This is a genomic window from Cupriavidus sp. 05T41, from assembly GCF_056396525.1.
The window spans coordinates 171,545-191,821 of sequence record NZ_JBFTLQ010000002.1 but is presented as its reverse complement, the minus strand read 5'-3'; the positions used below and the strand labels follow the sequence as shown (position 1 = coordinate 191,821).

The following is a 20,277-nucleotide window of genomic DNA, read 5'->3' as shown; positions in this document are numbered from 1 at the left end:
CGGCACACGACGCCGTTTCCGGGAATCCGTTAGAGTTGCCTTCGTAGCGATCCATGCAACCTTGACGGAGAGAACATGACTTCAGCGCGTGCGGTGGAACTCACCGAATTCGGCGGCCCGGAGGTGATGCGGCTGGTCACGACCGATTTGCCGGCGCCGGCGGCCGGCCAGGTGCAACTGCGCCAGACCGCCATCGGCTTCAACTACCTCGACGTGTACCAGCGCTCGGGCAAGTATCCCTTGCCCAGCCCGACCGGGCTCGGCCATGAAGCGGCCGGCGTGGTCGAGGCGGTGGGCGAGGGGGTGACCAGCCTGCGCGCGGGCGACCGCGTGGTCTACATGCATGCCGGCATCGGCGCCTACGCCGACCGCCGCAACGTACCCGCCGACAAGCTCGTCAAGCTGCCCGACGGCATCGACGACGTGGCCGCCGCCGCGGTCTTCTTCAAGGCCATGACCGCGCAGTACCTGGTCAGGAAAACCCACCGCGTGGAGCCTGGCGACATCGTGCTCGTGCATGCCGCCGCCGGTGGCGTGGGCCAGATCCTCAGCAGCTGGGCCAAGGCCCTCGGCGCCACCGTGGTCGGCACGGCGGGCTCGGCGGCCAAGTGCGAGATCGCGCTGGCGGCCGGCTGCGATATCGCCGTCGACTACTCGCAGGCGGACTGGGTGCGGCAGGTGATCGACGCCACCGGCGGGCGCAAGGCGCGCGTGGTCTACGACTCGGTGGGCAAGCACACTTTCCTCGGTTCGCTGGACTGCACGGCGCCGTTCGGGCTGGTGGCGCTATATGGCGCGGCGTCCGGTCCCGTGGCGGCCATCGAGCCGGAACTGCTCAACAAGAAGGGCTGCCTGTTCCTGACGCGGCCCTCGGTGTTTCCGCACAACGCCGATGCGCAGACTTTCCGCGCCAACGCGGCCGATGTGTTCCAGGCGCTCGGGCAGGGTGCGATCCGCGCCGCCATCGGCGCGCGCTATGCGCTGGAGCAGGTCGCCGAAGCGCACCGCGCCGCCGAGGCGCGCGCCACGACCGGCGCCATCGTGCTGTTGCCGTAGGCGCGCGGCTCGCGCCGCAAAAGAAAAAGGTCCCGCATGCGGGACCTTTTTTCATGGCGGCTGCCAGCCGGTTCAGTTCTTCTTGTCGAACTCGAACTGCGGCGCGGCCGGTTCGCTCTGCGGTGCCGAGGGCAGTTCGAGCGTGCCCGGGCTGCTGGCCCCGCCCGCACCGCCCGCTGGCGGCGCCGAGGCCCCCCCGCTGTCGCCGAGCGGGATCGTGACCTCCGCCGAGTTGCTATGGTGCAGCGAGCCCTTGTCGAGGAACATGGTGACCATGCCCGGCCAGAACATCACCATCACCACCATGATCATCTGCAGGCCCACCCAGGGAAGGGCGCCCCAGTAGATGTCCGAGCTCTTCACTTCCTTGGGGGCGATCCCGCGCAGGTAGAACAGCGCGAAACCGAACGGCGGGTGCATGAACGAGGTCTGCATGTTCACGCACAGCATCACGCCGAACCACACCAGCGCCGCCGTGGCCGCCGCTTCCGGGTTGCCGCCCATCGAGGCCGCCACCACCGGCGTCAGCACCTTGACCGCAACCGGCGCCAGCATCGGCACCACGATGAAGGCGATCTCGAAGAAGTCGAGGAAGAACGCCAGGAAGAAGATGAACAGGTTCACCACCAGCAGGAAGCCGATCCAGCCGCCCGGCAGCGAGGTGAACATATGCTCAACCCACGCGCCGCCGTCCACGCCCTGGAACACCACCGAGAAGCAGGTGGAGCCGATCAGGATGAACACCACCATGGCGGTGATGCGGGCCGTGGACTGGTAGGCCTCGACGATCAGCCCGCGCAGGTCGGTCAGTTGCCCGGCGCGCAGGATCAGCCAGGCGATCACCAGGTAGACCACCGCCAGCGGGATGCGGAAGGCGTGCGAGCCGAAGGCGAAGAAGCCGGCGACGATGGCGACGCCGGTAGCGACGATGCCGGTGCGATAGAGCGTGCGGTCCAGCTTGCCGAAGCCGGGGTCGCGCAGCACCGCCAGCACCAGCGCGCCGACCGCGCCCATGGCGCCGGACTCGGTGGGGGTGGCAATGCCCAGCATGATGGTGCCCAGCACCAGGAAGATCAGCACCGCGCAGGGGATGATGCCGCGCAGGCATTTGCGCCACAGCGGCCAGCCGCGCAGCGTGCGTTCTTCCGGCGGCACCGGCGGCAGCCAGTCAGGCTTGATGCGCGCCAGCACGAAGGTGTAGAGCGCGAACAGCGCGATCTGGACCAGCGACGGGCCCCAGGCGCCCAGGTACATGCTGCCCACGTCGGCGCTGCCCATCGGCGTCTTGAGCTGGTCGGCCAGCACCACCAGCACCAGCGAAGGCGGCACCAGCTGCGTGATGGTGCCCGATGCCGCGAGCACGCCGGTGGCGTACTTCATGTTGTAGCGGTAGCGCATCATCACCGGCAGCGAGATCATCGCCATGGCGATCACCTGGGCCGCCACCGTGCCCGTGATGGCGCCGAGGATGAAGCCGACGATGATCACCGAATAGCCCAGGCCGCCGCGCACCGGGCCGAACAGCTGGCCCATGGAGTCGAGCATGTCCTCGGCCAGCCCGCACTTCTCCAGGATCGCGCCCATGAAGGTGAAGAACGGGATCGCCAGCAACAGCTCGTTGGCCAGCACGCTGCCGAACACGCGGCTGGGCACCGCCTGCAGGAAGCTGACCGGGAAAAAGCCGAACTGGATGGACAGGATGCCGAAGGCCAGGCCCACGGCAGACAGCGAAAATGCGACCGGGAAGCCGATCAGCATGAATACCACCAGGCCGCCGAACATGAGCGGCGGCATGAATTCCAAAGGAATCGTCATTGCACCGGCCTCTCGTATTTCGATTCGATGCGCACCAGGCCCTGGAGGGCGGCAATGCGCTTGATCAGCTCGGACACGCCCTGCAAGCCAAGCAGGGCGAAACCGAGGGGCACCACCAGCTTGATCGGATAACGCGGCAGGCCGCCGGAATTACCCGATTGCTCGAGGATGCGCCACGAGGGCAGGAAGAGGGATTCCCACGACAGCCAGGCGAACAGCACGCACGAAGGCAGCAGGAAGAAAATGATGCCGAAGATGTCGATCCAGTGCTGCGCGCGTTCCGATACGTTGCCGTAGATCAGGTCCACGCGCACGTGCTCGTTGCGCTGGAAGGTGTATGACGTGCCGAACATCACGGCAATGGCAAACATATACCACTGCAATTCGAGCGGCCAGTTATCGCTAAGGTTGAAGCCGTAACGCAGCAGGGCGTTGCCTGCGCTGATCAGACACGAAAGCAGGATCATGATGTTTGCAAGCCTGCCCGTATGCTGATTCAACCTGTCGATCTGTCGTGACAGACCAAGCAAGTAATACATGGGTTGTCTCCCCGGTTTTTGCGGCGATTAGTTTATCTGTAACAAAATGCATCGGCGCTTGGGGCTAATACCTACCGCATTGCGCAAAAATCGCGGATAAAGAAAAAAAGCCGCCAGGACGCATGCCCTGGCGGCTTTTCTCTACTGCGGAACTTACGTGAAACTTACGGCTGCGTGCGGCGCTTGCTCAAAGGGCCGCGCGCGCGGCGGCGATCGCCGCGCGCACCTGCGCCGGCGCGGTGCCGCCGATATGGTTGCGCGCCGCGACCGAGCCTTCCAGCGTCAGCACTGCATGCACGTCGTCGCCGATCAGCGCGGCCTTGTCGCCGAGGCCGGTGGCGTCGCGCAGCTCGGCCACGGTGAGGTCGGCCAGGTCGCAGCGGCGGTCGTCGCAGGCGCGCACGGCGTGGGCCACGGCTTCGTGGGCGTCGCGGAAGGGCAGGCCGCGCTTGACCAGGTAGTCGGCCAGGTCGGTCGCGGTGGCGTAGCCCTGCAGCGCGGCGGCGCGCATGGCTTCGGGCTTGACGGAGATGCCCGGCACCATGTCCGCGAAGATGCGCAGCGTGTCGGCCACGGTATCCACCGTGTCGAACAGCGGCTCCTTGTCTTCCTGGTTGTCCTTGTTGTAGGCCAGCGGCTGGCCCTTCATCAGGGTCAGCAGGCCGACCAGGTGGCCGTTGACGCGGCCGGTCTTGCCGCGCGCCAGTTCGGGCACGTCCGGGTTCTTCTTCTGCGGCATGATCGAGCTGCCGGTGCAGAAGCGGTCGGCGATGTCGATGAAGCCCACGCGCGGGCTCATCCAGATCACCAGTTCTTCCGAGAAGCGCGAGACATGGGTCATCACCAGCGCCGAGGCGGCGCAGAACTCGATGGCGAAGTCACGGTCGGAGACGGCGTCGAGCGAGTTGCGGCACACGCCGTCGAAGCCGAGCTGCTGCGCCACGAACTCGCGGTCGATCGGGTAGCTGGTGCCGGCCAGCGCGGCCGCGCCCAGCGGCAGGCGGTTGACGCGGCGGCGGCAGTCAGCCATGCGCTCGGCGTCGCGCGTGAACATTTCCACGTAAGCCAGCAGGTGATGGCCGAAGGTGACCGGCTGGGCCACCTGCAAGTGGGTGAAGCCCGGCAGGATGGTGTCGGCGTTCTTCTCGGCCAGGTCCAGCAGCGCGCCGCGCAGCGCGCCCAGCAGGCCGATGATGGTGTCGATCTCGCTGCGCAGCCACAGGCGGATGTCGGTGGCCACCTGGTCGTTGCGCGAGCGGCCGGTGTGCAGGCGCTTGCCGGCGTCGCCCACCAGCGCGGTCAGGCGCGCCTCGATGTTCAGGTGGACGTCTTCCAGGTCGAGCTTCCACTCGAAGCTGCCCGCTTCGATCTCGCCGCGGATCTGCGTCATGCCGCGTTCGATCTCGGCGCGGTCGGCCTCGGCGATGATTCCCTGCTTGGCCAGCATGGCGGCGTGCGCGAGCGAACCCTGGATGTCGAACAGCGCCAGGCGCTTGTCGAAGAACACCGAAGCGGTGTAGCGCTTCACCAGGTCGGACATCGGTTCGGAGAAGCGGGCGGACCAGGCTTCGCCTTTCTTGGCAAGTTGGGAGGTCATGGGCGGTAAGGCTGGGTTGGCTCGCAGGCCGGCGGCAGCACCGCGGCGCGAGCGGAAAAATCGGGGAAACAACGATTATATCGCTGCCGCCGCCTTCCCAGCCGGGTCTACAGGGTGTTGTCGATGACCCGGCCCTTGAACACCACGGGCCCGGTCGGCCCGTTGGGGTCCGGCGAGCCGCCGCGCGGCTCCACGCTGATGGCCAGCGCCGGCACCTTGCCGAGCTGCTGGGCGACCGTCAGGCGCAGCTGTCGCTGGTGGCCGAGCACGCCCAGCGATTGCGGCTTGCCGCCCGCCGGCAGCGCCCACAGCTGGAGCGCCTGCGCATCGGTCAGTGCCAGGTGATCCAGGCGACGCAATGTCAGCGCCTGCGAACGTGCGTCCCACGTCACCAACACAGCCGCCTCGGCGCGGTCGTCGTTGAGCACCGCCACGGCGTTGACCAGCGGCGCGGTATCCAGCTCGCGGGCCATCCGCACATTGAGGGCGATGGCGGCCACGGCCAGCGCCCCCGCGGCCAGCGTGGCGCCGCGCCAGAAGCCGGCCGCGCCCCACAGGCGTTGCCACCAGCCGGCGGCGGCCTGGCCCGGCGCTGCCGCGGCTGCGGGAGCCGGCTGCCAGCCCAGGCGCTGCTCGATGCCGCACCAGAGCTTGTCCACCGGCTCGGAGCCTGCCTGCACCTCGGCGATGCCCGCCAGGCGCGCCTGCCACTGGCCGATGGCGGCGCGGATGGCGGGTTCCTGCCGCGCCAGCTGCTCGAAGCGGCGGCGCGCGCCGCCGCGCAGCACGCCCAGCGCGTACTGGGCGGCCAGGCGATCGATCAGGTCGGGGTGGCGGCCGAGGTTCATGACAGGCTTTCCAGGCACGTGCGCAGGCGTTCCAGGCCGCGGCGTATCCATGATTTGATGGTCCCGAGCGGCACCCGCAGCTGCTCGGAAAGTTCGCTATGGCTCATGTCGCGCAGGTAGGCCAGCGCGATGGCCTGCCGCTGGGGCTGTTCCAGCCGCTGCAGGCACCGGTTCAGCGCCTGGGCCTGCTCGCTGGCCAGCGCCAGTTCGGCCGGGCCGGCCGCGTCGTCGGCGAGCCATTCGCCGAGGCTGTCGTCCAGTTCCACGGACTGGCTGGCGCGCGCGGCTGCCTGCCGGCGCAGGCAGTCGAGCGCGCGGTTGCGCACGATGGCTGTCATCCACGTCATCGGGGCGGCCAGGTGCGGCCGGTAGTCGCCGGCGTGATGCCAGATGCTGACAAAACTCTCCTGCACGACATCCTCCGCCCAGTCACGCCTGCTGGTGATACGCAGCGCGAGGCCAAACAGTTTCGTTGCCGTCTGGTCGTAGAGCTGGCGCAGGGCGTGCCGGTCGCCCATGGCCGTGCCCTGCAGCAGCGCGGCGAGCCGGTCGGCGTCGGCCGGCCTGGGGGCGAAGGTGGAATCGTCGGGGGAGGACACCGGGGGCGGAACTCGCAAGTGACGTTGCCGGATTATAGGCACGGCTTGCGCGTTTCATGGGTGCGGCACACCGCCAATCGCCGCATCCCGCTGCATCCGATCGGCAGGGCGCTGCGTAGATGGGTCAGGTGCCCGGGTTGTACCCGCCGCAGCCCGAGCGGGCGCGCGGCAGAACGAGCAGGGCACCACCTACCCCCAAGAGACAGGAGAAGACCATGGAACGCATGCAGTCGAAGCCCGGGCAGGCGTCGCGCCTTGCCGGCGAGGACACGCAGGACCGCATCCTTGTGGCACCGGATGCGCGCCGGCGCGGCCTGCTCAAAGTGCCCGGGCTGTTCGCGCTGGGCTCGCTGGCGGTGATGAGCCTGGGCGAGTCGATGCCGGCATGGGCGCAGGCCCAGTCCGGCAGCACCAAGGACGATATCGCCATCCTCAACGTTGCCCTCGGGCTGGAATACCAGGCCATCGCCGCCTATCAGGTGGGCGCCGAGAGCGGCCTGCTGCAAAAGCCGCTGCTGGACACCGCGGTGCGCTTCCAGACGCACCACAAGGCCCATGCGCAGGTGCTGGCAAGCACGGTGTCCAAGCTGGGCGGCAGTCCCGTCATGACCAAGAAGCCGGGCGAATACGGCTTCCCCGCCGACCAGCTCAAGACCCAGGCGGATGTGCTGCGCTTCGCCGCGGGACTGGAGAAGGGCGCCACCGCGGCTTACCTGGGCGTGCTGCCGAATTTCCACAACCGCGAGCTGACCAAGGCCGCCGGCAGCATCCTGGGCGACGAAGCCATGCATTGGGCGGTGCTGCTGTCCGCGCTCGGCGAAGACCCGGTCCCCGGCGCCTTCGTCGGCTGAGCGCCTCCCTCTGCGCCGTCCGGCCTGCGGGCCGGGCGGGTTTCCGCCGCCATGGTCAACCACCATGGCGGCTTTTTTACGCCGGCATGCGGCCGCCGGCGCCTGCTGCCTCAGCCGCTGTTGCGCAGTCCCGCCGCCACCCCGTTGATGGTGAGGTGGATGCCGCGGCGCACGCGGATGTCGTCGCCGTCCTTGCCCGAGCGGTAGCGCTTGAGCAGCTCCACCTGCAAGTGGTTGAGCGGGTCGAGGTAGGCGAAGCGGTTCTTGATCGAACGCGCCAGCAGCGGGTTGTCGGCCAGGCGTTCCTGGCGCCCGGTGATCAGCGCCAGCATCTCGCTGGTCAGGTGCCACTCCGCGCTGATGCGCGAGAACACGGTCTTGCGCAGCGCCGCGTCCTCGCACAGCCCGGCGTAGCGCGATGCCACCGCCAGGTCGGTCTTGGCCAGCACCATGTCCATATTGGACAGCAGCGTGGAGAAGAACGGCCAGTTCCTGACCATGCGGCGCAGGGTGGCTTCGACCGCCTTGCGGGCCTTGTCGTCCGGCGCCGCGTCCAGCACCGCCTTGACCGCGCTGCCGAAGCCGTACCAGCCCGGCAGCAGCAGCCGGCACTGGCCCCACGAGAAGCCCCAGGGAATCGCGCGCAGGTCTTCGATGCGGCGGTGCTTCTTGTCCATCAGCTTGCGCGAGGCCGGTCGCGAACCGAGGTTCAGGTCGGCGATCTCGGTGATCGGCGTGGTGGCGAAGAAGTAGTCCTTGAAGCCCGGCGTGTCGTAGACCAGGTGGCGGTAGGAGGAGAAGGCGCGGTCCGAGAGCTGCTGCATCATCGCCTCGAACGCGGCCAGCTCCTTCGGCGCGTTCTGCGTGGGCAGCAGCGAGGCCTCCAGCGTGGCGGCGATCACCGTCTCCAGGTTGCGCCGGCCGATCTCGGCGTTGGCGAACTTGCTGTTGATGATCTCGCCCTGTTCGGTCAGGCGGATCTGCCCGTTGACCGTGCCCGGCGGCTGCGACAGGATGGCCTGGTAGGTCGGGCCGCCGCCGCGCCCGACGGTGCCGCCGCGCCCGTGGAACAGGCGCAGCTTGACGCGGCGCTGCTCGAACAGCTGCACCAGCGCCAGCTCGGCCTTGTACAGTTCCCAGTTCGAGGTCAGGAAGCCGCCGTCCTTGTTGGAGTCCGAGTAGCCCAGCATGACCTCCTGCTCGCCGCCGTGGTGGGCGATCACCGAGGCGAAGCCCGGCAGCTCCAGCAGCGACTGCATGATGCCGGCGGCGTTGCGCAAGTCCTCGATGGTCTCGAACAGCGGGATCACCATCAGCTCCATGCGGGCCGGATCGGCCTTGCTGCCCAGCGTGCCGCGCAGCATGCCGGCTTCCTTCTGCAGCAGCATCACCTCGACCAGGTCGGAGAGCGTCTCGGTGTGCGAGATGATGTAGTTGCGCGCCACGCGCGCGCCGTAGCGTGCCCGCAGCTTGCGCGCCATCTCCAGGATGGCCAGTTCGCTGCGGGTCTGCTCGGAATAGGTGTGCCACGGCAGGGTCAGCAGGCGCGGCTGGCGCAGCTCGGCCAGCAGCAGCTCCAGCTTGCGCGGCTCCGGCAGGCTGGCGTAGTCGGCCTCCACGCCGGCGGCGGCGAACAGCTCCGCGATGACCGCCTCGTGCACGTCGGAGACCTGGCGCATGTCGATCGACGCCAGGTGGAAGCCGAACACGGCGATGGCCTTGGCCAGCGCATCGACGCGGGTGCGCGCCAGCGCCGCGCCGTGGTGGGCGCGCAGCGAGTCGATCACCACCTGTACATCGGCGCCGAACGACTGCGCATCGGCATAAGGCGCGGCGTCGGCCACCGCATGGCGCGGCGCGGCCTGCCCGGTCACCGCCAGGCAGGTTGCCGCCAGGCGCGCGTAGATGCCGATCAGGGCGCGGCGATAGGGCTCGTCGGCGCGGTGGTCGGAGTGGTCGGGCGAGGCTTCGGCCAGGGCCAGCAACTCGGGGCTGGCCTCCACCATCAGGCTCGACATCGACAGCTCGGCGCCGAGCGCGTGCACCTCGTCCAGGTACCACTCGAGGATCAGCGACGATTGCTTGCTGGCGGCCTGCTCCAGCGTATCCGCGGTGACGTTGGGATTGCCGTCGCGGTCGCCGCCGATCCACGAGCCCATCTGGAAGAAGGGCGCGAGCTGCGTGCCGCCGGCGGCCGGCGCGCCCTTGTTCTTGCGCGAGGCGGGGAACACCGCGGCGATGTCCTCCTCCAGCTCGCTCATCAGTTGCGGGATGCCGTGCAGGAAGCAGGTGCGGTAGTAAGAGAGCGCGTTCTCGATCTCGTCCACCACCATCAGGCGCGTGTTGCGCAGCATGCGGGTCTGCCACAGCGTGGTGACGCGCGCGCGCAGCAGTGCGGTGTTGTGGTCGCGCTCGCGCGCGGTCATGGGCAGGTCGCGCTCGGCCAGCAGGCGCGCGATCTCGCGCTCGGCGTCCAGGATGCTCTTGCGCTGCACCTCGGTGGGGTGGGCGGTGAGCACCGGCACGATCAGCGCTTCGTCGAAGAACTTGCGCAACGTCTTGCCGGTCACGCCGGCGGCGTCGATCGCCTCCAGCGCGCGCGCCAGGCTGCCCGGCTGCGGCGGCGAGCCCGCCAGCGCGTGCACGCGGCGGCGGCGGTTGTGGTGCTGGTCCTCGGCGATATTGGCCAGGTGCGAGAAATAGCTGAAGGCGCGCACCACCCAGTTGGTCTGGTCGCGCGACAGGCGCTTGAGCAGGCGGTCCAGCTCCGCGCCGGCGGCGCGGTCGTTCTCGCGGCGAAAGCGCACCGCGGTCTGGCGGATGGTCTCGACCAGCTCGAAGGCGGCTTCGCCTTCTTGCTCGCGCACGCACTCGCCCAGCAGGCGGCCCAGGAAGCGGATGTCCTCGCGCAGCGGCAGGTCCTTGTCGCTGGCGCGGCGCGCCGGCGCGCCGGCCAGCGGGATGGCGGCAGCCGCGGGCGCTGCGGCCCGCGTGCTTGCCCGGCCTTTTGCCCGGGCTGTCTTGGCGGCTTTGGTGGCGGGCGCGTCGGGGGTGCTTGCGGGAGCCGGGGCCAGGGCCAGGGCGGCGTCGGGGGCGTCAGCCCGGGCGGCGGTGGGCTTGCGCCGGCCGGCAGGGCGCGCAGCTTGCTGCGTCATGCAATCTCCTGTTGTCTCATATCTCTTATTCGTGGCCTGGAGTGGCTTGGGGTGCGTGCTAACATGCGCGGATGCAAGCATCCGTCCCCCCGACTCCTTCCAGCGGCTCGCCGCGCAAGCTCGTCATCGCCTCCCGCGAGAGCCGTCTGGCCATGTGGCAGGCCGAGCATGTGCGTGCTGCGTTGCAACAATACTATCCCGCGTGCGATGTGTCCATCCTCGGCATGACGACGCGCGGAGACCAGATTCTAGACCGTACGCTGTCGAAAGTCGGCGGCAAAGGGCTGTTCGTCAAGGAGCTGGAGATCGCGATGGCCGAGGGCCGCGCCGATCTCGCCGTGCACTCGCTCAAGGATGTGCCGATGGAGCTACCCGAGGGTTTCCTGCTCGCCGCCGTGATGGAGCGCGAGGACCCGCGCGACGCGCTGGTCTCGAGCCAGTTCGGCTCGCTCGACGAGATGCCCGCCGGCACCGTGGTGGGCACCTCCAGCCTGCGTCGCGAAGCCGCCCTGCGCACGCGCTACCCGCACCTGGAGATCCGTCCGCTGCGGGGCAATCTCGATACCCGCCTGGGCAAGCTGGACCGCGGCGACTACGCCGCCATCATCCTGGCCGCGGCCGGGCTCAAGCGCCTGGGCCTGGCCAGCCGCATCCGCGCCGTGCTGGATCCCGTCAGTTCGCTGCCGGCCGCGGGGCAGGGCGCGCTGGGCATCGAGATTCCCGCTGGCCGCCCTGAACTGGCCGCCTGGATCGCCCCGCTCAACCATGCGCCGAGTGCGCTGGCCGTGACCGCCGAGCGCGCCGTGTCGCGCATGCTGGGCGGCTCGTGCCAGGTGCCCTTGGCCGCGCATGCGCAGTGGGACGGCACCCGGTTGAGCATCGACGCCTTCGTGGCGCTACCGGACGGCACGCGCGGCGTGCGCGCCAGCTCGGCGGCCGTCGTGGCGGGTGCCGACGCAGCCGCCCAGGCCGAGGCGCTCGGCAAGGCCGTCGCGCAGGACTTGCTGGACCAGGGCGCAGCGGGGATCCTGGCTGCGCTGGCCGATCCGGCTTCTCCGCAAGCCCCCGCCTGAGGCCGGCCCATGCCCCGCCCGACCGTCGTTGTGACACGACCCGCCGGGCAGTCCCGGCAGCTGACCGAGGCGCTCTCGGCAGCCGGCCTGGACGTGCTCGGCTTTCCCCTGCTGGCGATCGGTCCCGCGGCCGACGAAGGCCCCCTGCGCGCCGCGCTGGCGCGGCTGGCGGACTTTGCGCTGGTGGTCTTCGTCAGCCCCAATGCGGTGGCCTTTGCACTCGACGCGCTGGCCCAGGTGCAGGACAAGCCCGCGCCGCAGTGGCCGCCATCCGTGCCGCTCGCGCTGGTGGGGCCCGCCAGCGTGGGTGCCCTGGCCGAGCGCGGGATCGCCTCGCCCGACTACCGGGTGATCGCGCCGGCGGGCAGCCATGCGCATGAAGCGGATGGCGCCAACGGGGGCGCAGACAGCAACGACATTCCCGATAGCGCGGATAGCATCGACAACGGCGATGCGCGCTTCGATTCCGAGGCCCTTTGGCAGCAGATCGAAAGCCGGCTTGGCATGCAGACGCTGGCCGGGCGCCAGGTCCTGATCATCCGCGGCAACGGCGGGCGCGACTGGCTGGCCGAGCGCCTGCGTGGCGCCGGCGCAGAGGTGAGCGCAGTCGAGGCTTACCAGCGCTCCGTGCCGACGCCCGGCAGCATGCAATGGCAAGCCGTGCGCGATGGCCTGAAGCCGGGTGCATCCCCGCAGGCGTGGCTGCTGACCAGCTCCGAAGCGGTGCGCAATCTCGACCGCATGGCCCGCGAGGCACTTAGCCCGCAGGAGCTGGCCGGCCTGCGCCAGGTGCAGTGCATTGCCCCCCATGCGAGAATCGCCGAACAGGCCGCCGCACTGGGCTTCGCCCATGTGCGGCGCGCCGCACCGGGCGACGGAGGGCTGCTCGCCGCGTGCCGCCGGTGGGCCCAGGCGCACGCCGGACCACCGGCGCCGATGCCGGCGGCGCCCCCGCTGGCCGTGGCCACGGCTGCGGTGGTGCCGGGGCCCGGGGCAACAGTGGCATTCGCGGCATCCGCGGCGTCTGCGGCGTCTGCCGCGGCAGCGGCGCCGGCCGCACCAGCCGCGCTGCCGACACCGGCGGCGCCCGAGCCCGGGCAAGACAATCGATCACCCGCAACATCGTCATCAACGTCAACGAAGGCCGATCGCGTGACGCAAGAACATACCGCTCCTCCCGCCGCCAGCCCGCCGTCCGCGGCCCCGGTGATGCCCGTCCGCGGCGCGTCGCGTTTCAATCCGTGGTGGCTGCTGCTCGCGCTGCTGATCCTCGCCATCGGCGGGGGCTTCTGGTGGCTGCAGCACCGTGTCGAGCACCTGACCCAGGAGCTGGCGCGGCGCCAGCAGAACAACGATGCGCTGGTGCAGGAGACGCGCGTGCTGTCGCGCAATGCGCAGGACACCGTCAAGGAACTGCAGGCCAAGGTCGGCGCGCTCGACGGCCAGGTCGGCGAGGCGCGCGACAAGCAATCCGCGCTGGAACAGGTCTACCAGGACCTGATGCGCAACCGCGACGACTGGGAGATCGCCGAGATCCAGCAGTTGCTCACCAACGCGGGCCAGCAGCTCCAGCTGACCGGCAATGTGCAGGTGGCGCTGGCCGCGCTGCAAAGTGCCGACACGCGCCTGGCGCGTACCGACAAGCCGCAGTACAACCTGCTGCGGCGGGCCATCGCGCGCGATGTCGCGCGCATGAAGGCGGTGCCCGATACCGACCTGACCGGCGCCGCCATCAAGCTCGACGAGGCCATCAACCAGATCGACGTGTTGCCGCTGCTGTCGAGCGAGCGCATGCTCGAGCGCAGCGAAGCCGATGCGCGCAAGGCCGACATCAAGGCTGACGTCAAGGCCGATCCCAGGACGGAGAAGGGCGCCACCGGCGCCAGGAACGGCGCGCGCGCCGATGCCGCGCCCCAGGCGGGCAACGCCATCGTCAACTGGTTCGGCGGGCTGTGGGGCAGCGTGCGCGACGAGCTGATGCAGGTCATCCGCATCCGCCGCGTCGACGATGCGCAGGCGCTGCTGCTGACCGGCGACCAGGGCTGGTTCCTGCGCGAGAACGTCAAGCTGCGCCTGCTCAATGCGCGCCTCGCGCTGCTGTCGCGCAACGAGCCGGTGTTCCGCAACGACCTGGCTGCCGCGCAAGCCATGATCGGCCGCTACTTCGATACCAAGTCGCGCCGCGTGCAGGCGGTGCTGACGCTGCTCAAGCAGGCCCAGGCCGGCGCCGTGTCAGTCCAGCTGCCGACCATGGCGGAAAGCCTCGGCGCGCTGCAGGCGCTCAAGAAGGAGTAGCGCATGCGGCTTCTGTTCTGGGTGGCGATCCTTTTTGGCGGCGCGGTCGGGCTGGCGCTGTTTACGCAATTCAATCAAAGCAACGTGGTGCTGTTCTACCCGCCGTACCGGGTCGAACTCTCGCTGAACCTGGCGCTGGCCCTGCTGCTGCTGGCGTTCTTCGTGGTCTGGACCATCCTCACCACCGTGCGGCATCTGTCGGAAATGCCGGGCCGCGCGGCGGCCTATCGCGAGCGCAGCCGCATGAACCGCGCGCAGGCCGCGTTGCGCGAGGCGATCGAGAACCTGTTCGCCGGCCGCTTCGCCCGGGCCGAGCGCACCGCGCGCGAAGCCCAGGCCTGGCCCGACCAGGCCCAGACCGCGGCGCTGATCGGTGCGCGCGCCGCCCACCGCATGCAGGAGATGGAGCGCCGCGACGCCTGGATGGCACAGGTCACCGGCGCCGAGCGCGAACAGGCGCGGCTGGTGTCGATGGCCGAGATGCTGGTCGACGCCCGCGACGCGGAAGGCGCGCTCGACACCATCGCGCAGCTGCAATCGCAGGGCTCCCGCCAGATCCACGTGCAGCGTATCGCGCTGCGCGCCCACCAGCACCTGAAGAACTGGTCCGAAGTGCTGCGCCTGGCGCGCTCGCTGGAAAAGCGCAATGCCCTGCATCCCGTGCTGGCGCTGCGCCTCAAGCAACTGGCCTGCGAGGCCCTGCTGGAAGAATGCCGCCACGACAGCGAGGCACTGCATGACCTGTGGCGCTCGCTGTCCTCCGACGAGCGCCGTGCCGCGCGCATCGCCGAGCCAGCCGCGCGCTACTTCGCGGCGCTGGGACGCCAGGACGAGGCGCGCAAGATCGTGGAAGACGCGCTCAAGGTCAACTGGGACAGCCGCCTGGTGCTGCGCTATGCCGAATGCGCCGAACCCGGCCACGCGCTGCCGCAGATCCAGCAGGCCGAGAAATGGCTGGCGCAGCATCCTGTCGATGCCGACCTGTATTTCGCGCTGGGCACGCTGTGCCTGGGCGAGAAGCTATGGGGCAAGGCCCAGTCGAGCTTCGAGCGGGCGCTCAAGTATGCCGACGACGAATCACAGCGCAGGCTGCGGGTGCGCGCGCACCTGGCGCTGGGCCGCCTCTACGAGGAGACCGAGCGGCCCGAGGAAGCGCAGAAGCACTATCGGGAAAGCGCCATGCTGGCAGCGTGAAGGCTGGCGCCGCGGGCTGCAAGGCGCGCGGTGCCGTGCGCCGGCGAACCTCATCGGGCGAACCTCATTCCTCCCCGCCCTGACCGGATTCCGTCCGGTTCTCCTTCACCACCGCATACCGCGCCAGCGTTTCCTTGCGTGCCACATCGTGCTGCACGAGCGGGCGTGGATAGTCCTCGCCGAGCGTCACCCCGGCGCCCGCCAGGACATCGTCGGGTGCCGTCCAGGGTGCGTGGATGTACTTGTCGGGCAGGCGCGCCAGTTGCGGCAGGTACTTGCGGATGAAGCGCCCCTGCGGGTCGAACTTCTCCGACTGCGTCACCGGATTGAAGATGCGGAAATACGGCTGCGCATCGCAGCCGGTGGAGGCGGCCCATTGCCAGCCGCCGTTGTTGGCGGAGAAATCGAAATCGTTGAGCTGGTCGGCGAAATACTGCTCGCCGCGCCGCCAGTCCACGCCCAGGTCCTTGACCAGGAAGCTGGCCACCACCATGCGCAGGCGGTTGTGCATATAGCCGCTCTGACGGATCTGCAGCATGGCCGCATCCACCAGCGGGTAGCCGGTGCGGGCGTCGCGCCAAGCCTCGAAGTAGCGCTCGCCGGTGGCGCCGGCCGCCCAGCGGATGGCATCGTAGGCCGGATGGAAGGCATGCCCGGCGGCCACGCGCGGATGGTGATGCAGGATCATGAAATAGAAATCGCGCCAGATCAGCTCGGACAGCCAGGTGGCTGCGCCCGCGCTGTCGGCGCCGCCGCGCAGCGTGGCGGCGTGTGCGGCGCGGGCCAGCGTGCGGATCGACAGCGTGCCGAAGCGCAGGTGCACAGACAGGTAGCTCGGGCCGCGCAGGGCGGGAAAGTCGCGCCGCCGCGCGTAGTCGCCCATGCGTTCGCAGAACTCCTCGAACAGGGCGTGGGCGCCTTCGCTCCCCGTCGGCATGGCGATCTCGGCCAGGTTGGACGGCGCGAAGCCCAGCGCCTGCAGCGTGGGCAACGCCCGCGCATGGGCCTTGGGCACCGGGGCGAGCGCCGAAAGCCAAGGCTCGACCGGATAGGGCCGCAGGTCGAACGGCAGCAGCGCCTTGAGCCAGGCGTTCTTGTACGGTGTGAACACCGAGAACGGCTTGCCCTGGCCGGTCAGGATCTCGTCGCGCTCGAAGATCACCTGGTCCTTGAAGGTGAAGAAGACGCGGGACGCATCGGCCAGGGCTTGCCTGACATGGGTGTCGCGAGCCTGCGCGGCGGGTTCGTAGTCGTGGTTGACGAAGACGGCCTGGGCATCCAGTTCGGCGGCCAGCGCGGGGATCGCCGCGCGCGCCGTGGCATTGAGCACGATCAAGCCGCCGCCGGCTGCCTTCAGGGTGGCCTCCAGCGAGGCCAGCGAGGCCAGGATGAACGCCACCCGGCGGTCGGCGGCCAGGCCGCGCGCGAGCAGCGGATCGAGGATCTCGCGGTCGAATACGAACACGCACCACACCCGGCGGCAGTGCTTGAGGGCATAATGCAGCGCCGCGTGATCGTCGGCGCGCAGGTCGCGCCGGAACCAGACCAGGCCGCGCTCGAACTGCCTGTCGATCCGGTAGGGCTGGCGCGCGCCGGCAGGGGAGAGGGGCAAGATCGGACGCTCCGCGGGATGAAGCCTGCTACCCTACCATACGGATGCGTGCAGGCGGCCGAGGCGCCGCATTGCCGCAATGCGCTGTGACGGACGCGTCCGAATTTCCAGTTTTCCAAGATTTCCAGATAGCAAGAAGCAAGACATGGCCACCACACTCGACCGCATCCTCCAATCGCAAGGCTTCGGCACCCGCCGCTACTGCGGCGACCTGATCGGCGCTGGCCTGGTCGAAGTCGACGGCGTGTTGTGCGAGGACCCGCGCGCGCAGTTCGAGGTCGAAGGGCTGCGCCTGACCGTGGACGGCGAGGCGTGGATCGGCCACGCCAAGGCCTACCTGATGCTCAACAAGCCGGTCGGCTACGAGTGCTCGCAGCGCCCGCGCCACCATCCCAGCGTCTACAACCTGCTGCCGGTGCCGCTGCGCCAGCGCGAGGTGCAGGCGGTGGGCCGGCTGGACCAGGACACCACCGGGCTGCTGCTGCTGTCGGACGACGGCCAGTTCATCCACGCGCAGACCTCGCCCAAGAAAAAGGTGCCCAAGGTCTATGAGGTGACGACGGCCGAGCCGGTCACGCAGGCCCAGGTCGACGCGCTGGTGGCCGGCGTGCAGCTGGAAGACGAACCCGCGCCGATCGCCGCGGTGGCTTGCGAGGCCACCGGCGAGCGCAGCCTGCGCCTGACGCTGTCGGAGGGCAAGTACCACCAGGTCAAGCGCATGGTGGTCGCGGCCGGCAACCACGTGGACGCGCTGCACCGCAGCGCCATCGGCGGGCTGGTGCTGGAAGCGGCGCTGGCGCTGGGCGAATGGCGCTGGCTGACGCCGGACGACCTGGCCGCGCTGAAGCGCATGGAATAGGGTGCGCGCGGCGACGCGCACCGGGGACCGGAGCGGAAGCGCCGGCATGCTGCGATGCGGCATGGGCGAATCTTTTCCGGACGGACGGCTTTGATTTGATAAAATGCAGGGATGGCGACGCTGGAAGCCCCAATCAATCTCACCAATCAGTTCCTGATTGCCATGCCCGGCATGGCAGACCCGACCTTTTCGGGTTCCGTCGTCTACTTGTGCGAGCACAACGACCGCGGCGCGCTGGGCCTGGTGATCAATCGGCCTATCGACATCGATATGGCCACGCTGTTCGACAAGATCGACCTCAAGCTCGAGATCCAGCCGGTGGCGCAGCAGCCCGTGTACTTCGGCGGGCCGGTGCAGACCGAGCGTGGCTTCGTGCTGCATGATCCGGTCGGCATCTACGTCTCTTCGCTGGCGGTGCCTGGCGGACTCGAGATGACCACCTCCAAGGACGTGCTGGAAGCCGTGGCCAACGGCAGCGGCCCGCATCGCTTCCTGCTCACGCTGGGCTATGCCGGCTGGGGCGCGGGGCAGCTCGAGGAGGAGCTCAGCCGCAACGGCTGGCTGACAGTCCAGGCTGACCCCGAGATCATCTTCAGCGTGCCTCCCGAAGAGCGCTTCGCCGCCGCCATCCGCCTGCTGGGCATCGACTTCACCATGCTCTCGGGCGAGGCCGGGCATGCCTGAGGGCGCAGCGGCGCACGTGCCGCGCCCGCTGCCCACCGACGGCACCGTCCTGGCATTCGATTACGGCGAAAAGAAGATCGGCGTCGCGCTTGGCAATTTCATCACGCGCGAGGCGCGGCCCCTCACCATCCTGCCCAATCCCACCGTGGAAGCCCGCTTCGAGGCGGTGACGGCGCTGATCAAGGAATGGGCGCCGGTCCAGCTGGTGGTGGGCATGCCCATCAAGCCGGATGGCGGCGAGCAGCCTTCCATGCGCCTTGCGCGCCGCTTTGGCAACCAGCTCAACGGCCGCTTCGGCTTGCCGGTGGAATGGGTGGACGAGCGCTACACCTCGCGGCTGGCCCAGATGGCCGGTTATCGCCCGGGCGAGCTCGACGCGGAAGCCGCCCGCCTTATCCTGCAACAGTACTTCGACCAGCATCCCCTATGACCCAGACTTCCTCTCCAGACGCCGAGGCGCTCTACCGAACGCTGCGTGACCAGGTGCAGGCAGCGCTGCCTGCGGCCGAGCGCGCGCAATGGTCGGTGGCCGGCATTTATTCCGGTGGCGCCTGGATTGCCGAGCGGCTGGCCGCCGACCTGCAACTGGCCGGCCACGGGGTCATCAACGTCGCCTTTCACCGCGACGACTATGCCAAGAAGGGCCTGCACAGCCAGGCCCAGCCCACCACGCTGCCGTTCGACGTGCAGGACCGCAAGATCCTGCTGATCGACGACGTGCTCGCCACCGGCCGCACCATCCGCGCCGCCGTCAACGAACTGTTCGACTACGGCCGCCCGGCCCGCGTGGCGCTGGCGGTGCTGGCGGACCGCGGCGGGCGCGAACTGCCGGCCGCCGCCGATTTCGTCGCCGCGCATATCGAGCTGCCGCCCGGCACCACGCTGGTGCTGTCGCACCAGGGCGCCGGCGCCGACATGCGCTTCGCCTTCGCCGTCGAGGCCACCGGCAACTGAGGCCGCCCGCTGCCGGGCTGGCGCGCGGGGATCCACCCCGGCACGCCAGCCTGGCTTGCAAGCTCAGCAACACAAGTCCGCTCCAGACCAGCCAATCGCCGCCGCCCGGCCCTCTCCAACTGCCATGATCAAGACGTTCCGCAACCCGCAACTGACCAAGAACGGCGAGCTCAAGCACCTGCTGTCGATCGAAGGCCTGTCGCGCGAGATGATCGCGCACATCCTCGACACCGCCAGCCAGTTCGTCTCGCTGTCCGACTCCGACCGCGACGTGAAGAAGGTGCCGTTGCTACGCGGCAAAAGCGTGTTCAACCTGTTCTTCGAGAACTCCACGCGCACCCGCACCACCTTCGAGATCGCCGCCAAGCGGCTCTCGGCGGACGTGCTCAACCTGAACATCAACGCCTCGTCCACCAGCAAGGGCGAGTCGCTGCTCGACACCATCAACAACCTGTCGGCGATGTCGGCCGACATGTTCGTGGTGCGCCATGCCAGCTCCGGCGCGCCCTACCTGATCGCCGAGCATGTCGCGCCGCATGTCCACGTGATCAACGCCGGCGACGGCCGCCACGCGCACCCCACGCAGGGGCTGCTCGACATGTACACGATCCGCCATTACAAGCAGGACTTCACCAAGCTCACGGTGGCCATCGTGGGCGACATCCTGCACTCGCGCGTGGCGCGCTCCGACATCCACGCGCTGACCACGCTGGGCGTGCCCGAAGTGCGCGCCATCGGCCCGCGCACGCTGCTGCCGTCCGGACTGGAACAGATGGGCGTGCGCGTCTTCCATAACATGGAAGAAGGGATGAAGGGCGTCGACGTGGTGATCATGCTGCGCCTGCAGAACGAGCGCATGAGCGGCGCGCTGCTGCCGTCGGCGCAGGAATACTTCAAGGCCTATGGCCTGACGCCCGAGCGGCTGGCGCTGGCCAGGCCCGACGCCATCGTGATGCACCCGGGTCCGATGAACCGCGGCGTGGAGATCGACTCCGCCGTGGCCGACGGCCCGCAATCCGTGATCCTCAACCAGGTGACCTTCGGCATCGCCGTGCGCATGGCGGTGATGGGGATCGTGGCCGGAAACCACGACTGAATCGCGCCGTAGCCGCACCATTGCGTCCCAGCCAGAACAACCGAAACAAG

General features: G+C 69.1%; 17 protein-coding genes. 10 read left to right on the top strand and 7 right to left on the bottom strand.

Translation table 11 applies throughout. From position 1 onward, the window contains the following. Window positions 1-75 precede the first annotated feature (75 nt). Window positions 76-1,056, top strand: a complete 981-nt coding sequence (locus AC1DKV_RS02205; RefSeq protein ID WP_441613308.1) for a quinone oxidoreductase family protein — start codon at window positions 76-78, stop codon at window positions 1,054-1,056. Between the two features lie 72 nt (window positions 1,057-1,128). On the opposite strand, the gene AC1DKV_RS02200 is transcribed toward AC1DKV_RS02205, so the two are convergent. The 5 genes from AC1DKV_RS02200 to AC1DKV_RS02180 all read right to left on the bottom strand — a co-directional run bounded on the left by AC1DKV_RS02200 (window position 1,129) and on the right by AC1DKV_RS02180 (window position 6,373). Then, window positions 1,129-2,871, bottom strand: a complete 1,743-nt coding sequence (locus tag AC1DKV_RS02200) for a TRAP transporter large permease (protein ID WP_441613307.1) — start codon at window positions 2,869-2,871, stop codon at window positions 1,129-1,131. Further along, window positions 2,868-3,410, bottom strand: coding sequence for a TRAP transporter small permease subunit (locus tag AC1DKV_RS02195; RefSeq protein ID WP_441613305.1), 543 nt, complete (start codon window positions 3,408-3,410; stop codon window positions 2,868-2,870). Before AC1DKV_RS02195 ends, AC1DKV_RS02200 begins: the two co-directional genes overlap by 4 nt. Before the next feature lie 187 nt (window positions 3,411-3,597). Next, complete coding sequence (gene argH, locus AC1DKV_RS02190; RefSeq protein ID WP_441613304.1) at window positions 3,598-5,007, bottom strand: argininosuccinate lyase; 1,410 nt, start codon at window positions 5,005-5,007, stop codon at window positions 3,598-3,600. 107 nt (window positions 5,008-5,114) lie between these two features. Beyond that, window positions 5,115-5,855 (bottom strand): anti-sigma factor, encoded by a 741-nt coding sequence (locus AC1DKV_RS02185; protein ID WP_441613303.1) that lies wholly within the window; start codon window positions 5,853-5,855, stop codon window positions 5,115-5,117. Further along, window positions 5,852-6,373, bottom strand: a complete 522-nt coding sequence (locus AC1DKV_RS02180) for a sigma-70 family RNA polymerase sigma factor (protein ID WP_441613326.1) — start codon at window positions 6,371-6,373, stop codon at window positions 5,852-5,854. The genes AC1DKV_RS02185 and AC1DKV_RS02180 overlap by 4 nt, the downstream gene beginning before the upstream one ends. A gap of 305 nt (window positions 6,374-6,678) precedes the next feature. Here AC1DKV_RS02180 and AC1DKV_RS02175 point away from each other — a divergent pair, with 305 nt between their 5' ends. Then, window positions 6,679-7,305: a ferritin-like domain-containing protein gene (locus AC1DKV_RS02175; RefSeq protein WP_441613325.1), complete on the top strand. Its 627-nt coding sequence runs from the start codon at window positions 6,679-6,681 to the stop codon at window positions 7,303-7,305. A gap of 110 nt (window positions 7,306-7,415) precedes the next feature. Here AC1DKV_RS02175 and ppc read toward each other — a convergent pair whose 3' ends face one another. Then, window positions 7,416-10,460, bottom strand: a complete 3,045-nt coding sequence (ppc, locus tag AC1DKV_RS02170; protein ID WP_441643198.1) for a phosphoenolpyruvate carboxylase — start codon at window positions 10,458-10,460, stop codon at window positions 7,416-7,418. Between the two features lie 71 nt (window positions 10,461-10,531). Between ppc and hemC the strand changes: the two genes are divergently transcribed. From hemC to AC1DKV_RS02155, 3 genes are read left to right on the top strand one after another with little or no spacing between them, the layout of a single operon-like run. Next, window positions 10,532-11,533: a hydroxymethylbilane synthase gene (gene hemC, locus AC1DKV_RS02165; protein WP_441649657.1), complete on the top strand. Its 1,002-nt coding sequence runs from the start codon at window positions 10,532-10,534 to the stop codon at window positions 11,531-11,533. Window positions 11,534-11,542: 9 nt separating this feature from the next. Then, the gene (gene hemDX / locus AC1DKV_RS02160) at window positions 11,543-13,828 is read left to right on the top strand and encodes a fused uroporphyrinogen-III synthase HemD/membrane protein HemX (RefSeq protein WP_441613300.1); all 2,286 of its coding nucleotides are present in this window, start codon (window positions 11,543-11,545) and stop codon (window positions 13,826-13,828) included. Window positions 13,829-13,831: 3 nt separating this feature from the next. Further along, a complete protein-coding gene (locus AC1DKV_RS02155) occupies window positions 13,832-15,022 on the top strand; it encodes a heme biosynthesis protein HemY (RefSeq protein WP_441613299.1) in 1,191 nt (396 codons plus the stop codon). 64 nt (window positions 15,023-15,086) lie between these two features. On the opposite strand, the gene AC1DKV_RS02150 is transcribed toward AC1DKV_RS02155, so the two are convergent. Further along, the gene (locus tag AC1DKV_RS02150) at window positions 15,087-16,634 is read right to left on the bottom strand and encodes a cryptochrome/photolyase family protein (RefSeq protein WP_441613298.1); all 1,548 of its coding nucleotides are present in this window, start codon (window positions 16,632-16,634) and stop codon (window positions 15,087-15,089) included. A gap of 145 nt (window positions 16,635-16,779) precedes the next feature. Here AC1DKV_RS02150 and AC1DKV_RS02145 point away from each other — a divergent pair, with 145 nt between their 5' ends. The 5 genes from AC1DKV_RS02145 to AC1DKV_RS02125 all read left to right on the top strand — a co-directional run bounded on the left by AC1DKV_RS02145 (window position 16,780) and on the right by AC1DKV_RS02125 (window position 20,227). Then, a complete protein-coding gene (locus AC1DKV_RS02145; protein WP_441613297.1) occupies window positions 16,780-17,493 on the top strand; it encodes a 16S rRNA pseudouridine(516) synthase in 714 nt (237 codons plus the stop codon). A gap of 111 nt (window positions 17,494-17,604) precedes the next feature. Continuing rightward, entirely contained in the window at window positions 17,605-18,177 is a 573-nt protein-coding gene (locus tag AC1DKV_RS02140) for a YqgE/AlgH family protein (protein ID WP_035863791.1), read from the top strand. Beyond that, window positions 18,170-18,607 carry a Holliday junction resolvase RuvX gene (gene ruvX, locus AC1DKV_RS02135; RefSeq protein WP_441613296.1) on the top strand — a complete coding sequence of 146 codons (438 nt, stop codon included), beginning with the start codon at window positions 18,170-18,172 and terminating at the stop codon, window positions 18,605-18,607. Before AC1DKV_RS02140 ends, ruvX begins: the two co-directional genes overlap by 8 nt. After that, entirely contained in the window at window positions 18,604-19,131 is a 528-nt protein-coding gene (gene pyrR / locus AC1DKV_RS02130) for a bifunctional pyr operon transcriptional regulator/uracil phosphoribosyltransferase PyrR (protein WP_441613295.1), read from the top strand. Before ruvX ends, pyrR begins: the two co-directional genes overlap by 4 nt. Before the next feature lie 124 nt (window positions 19,132-19,255). After that, window positions 19,256-20,227 carry an aspartate carbamoyltransferase catalytic subunit gene (locus tag AC1DKV_RS02125; RefSeq protein ID WP_441613294.1) on the top strand — a complete coding sequence of 324 codons (972 nt, stop codon included), beginning with the start codon at window positions 19,256-19,258 and terminating at the stop codon, window positions 20,225-20,227. Window positions 20,228-20,277: the final 50 nt, after the last annotated feature.

Excerpts from the sequence above, each read along its gene's own strand:
- AC1DKV_RS02185 (WP_441613303.1), bottom strand. The coding sequence starts at position 5,855 with ATGAACCTCGGCCGCCACCCCGACCTGATCGATCGCCTGGCCGCCCAG.
- AC1DKV_RS02200 (WP_441613307.1), bottom strand. The coding sequence starts at position 2,871 with ATGACGATTCCTTTGGAATTCATGCCGCCGCTCATGTTCGGCGGCCTG.
- AC1DKV_RS02145 (WP_441613297.1), top strand. The coding sequence starts at position 16,780 with ATGGCCACCACACTCGACCGCATCCTCCAATCGCAAGGCTTCGGCACC.
- AC1DKV_RS02180 (WP_441613326.1), bottom strand. The coding sequence starts at position 6,373 with ATGGGCGACCGGCACGCCCTGCGCCAGCTCTACGACCAGACGGCAACG.
- pyrR (WP_441613295.1), top strand. The coding sequence starts at position 18,604 with ATGACCCAGACTTCCTCTCCAGACGCCGAGGCGCTCTACCGAACGCTG.
- hemC (WP_441649657.1), top strand. The coding sequence starts at position 10,532 with ATGCAAGCATCCGTCCCCCCGACTCCTTCCAGCGGCTCGCCGCGCAAG.
- AC1DKV_RS02195 (WP_441613305.1), bottom strand. The coding sequence starts at position 3,410 with ATGTATTACTTGCTTGGTCTGTCACGACAGATCGACAGGTTGAATCAG.
- AC1DKV_RS02175 (WP_441613325.1), top strand. The coding sequence starts at position 6,679 with ATGCAGTCGAAGCCCGGGCAGGCGTCGCGCCTTGCCGGCGAGGACACG.
- hemDX (WP_441613300.1), top strand. The coding sequence starts at position 11,543 with ATGCCCCGCCCGACCGTCGTTGTGACACGACCCGCCGGGCAGTCCCGG.
- ppc (WP_441643198.1), bottom strand. The coding sequence starts at position 10,460 with ATGACGCAGCAAGCTGCGCGCCCTGCCGGCCGGCGCAAGCCCACCGCC.
- AC1DKV_RS02140 (WP_035863791.1), top strand. The coding sequence starts at position 17,605 with ATGGCGACGCTGGAAGCCCCAATCAATCTCACCAATCAGTTCCTGATT.
- AC1DKV_RS02125 (WP_441613294.1), top strand. The coding sequence starts at position 19,256 with ATGATCAAGACGTTCCGCAACCCGCAACTGACCAAGAACGGCGAGCTC.
- argH (WP_441613304.1), bottom strand. The coding sequence starts at position 5,007 with ATGACCTCCCAACTTGCCAAGAAAGGCGAAGCCTGGTCCGCCCGCTTC.
- ruvX (WP_441613296.1), top strand. The coding sequence starts at position 18,170 with ATGCCTGAGGGCGCAGCGGCGCACGTGCCGCGCCCGCTGCCCACCGAC.
- AC1DKV_RS02155 (WP_441613299.1), top strand. The coding sequence starts at position 13,832 with ATGCGGCTTCTGTTCTGGGTGGCGATCCTTTTTGGCGGCGCGGTCGGG.
- AC1DKV_RS02205 (WP_441613308.1), top strand. The coding sequence starts at position 76 with ATGACTTCAGCGCGTGCGGTGGAACTCACCGAATTCGGCGGCCCGGAG.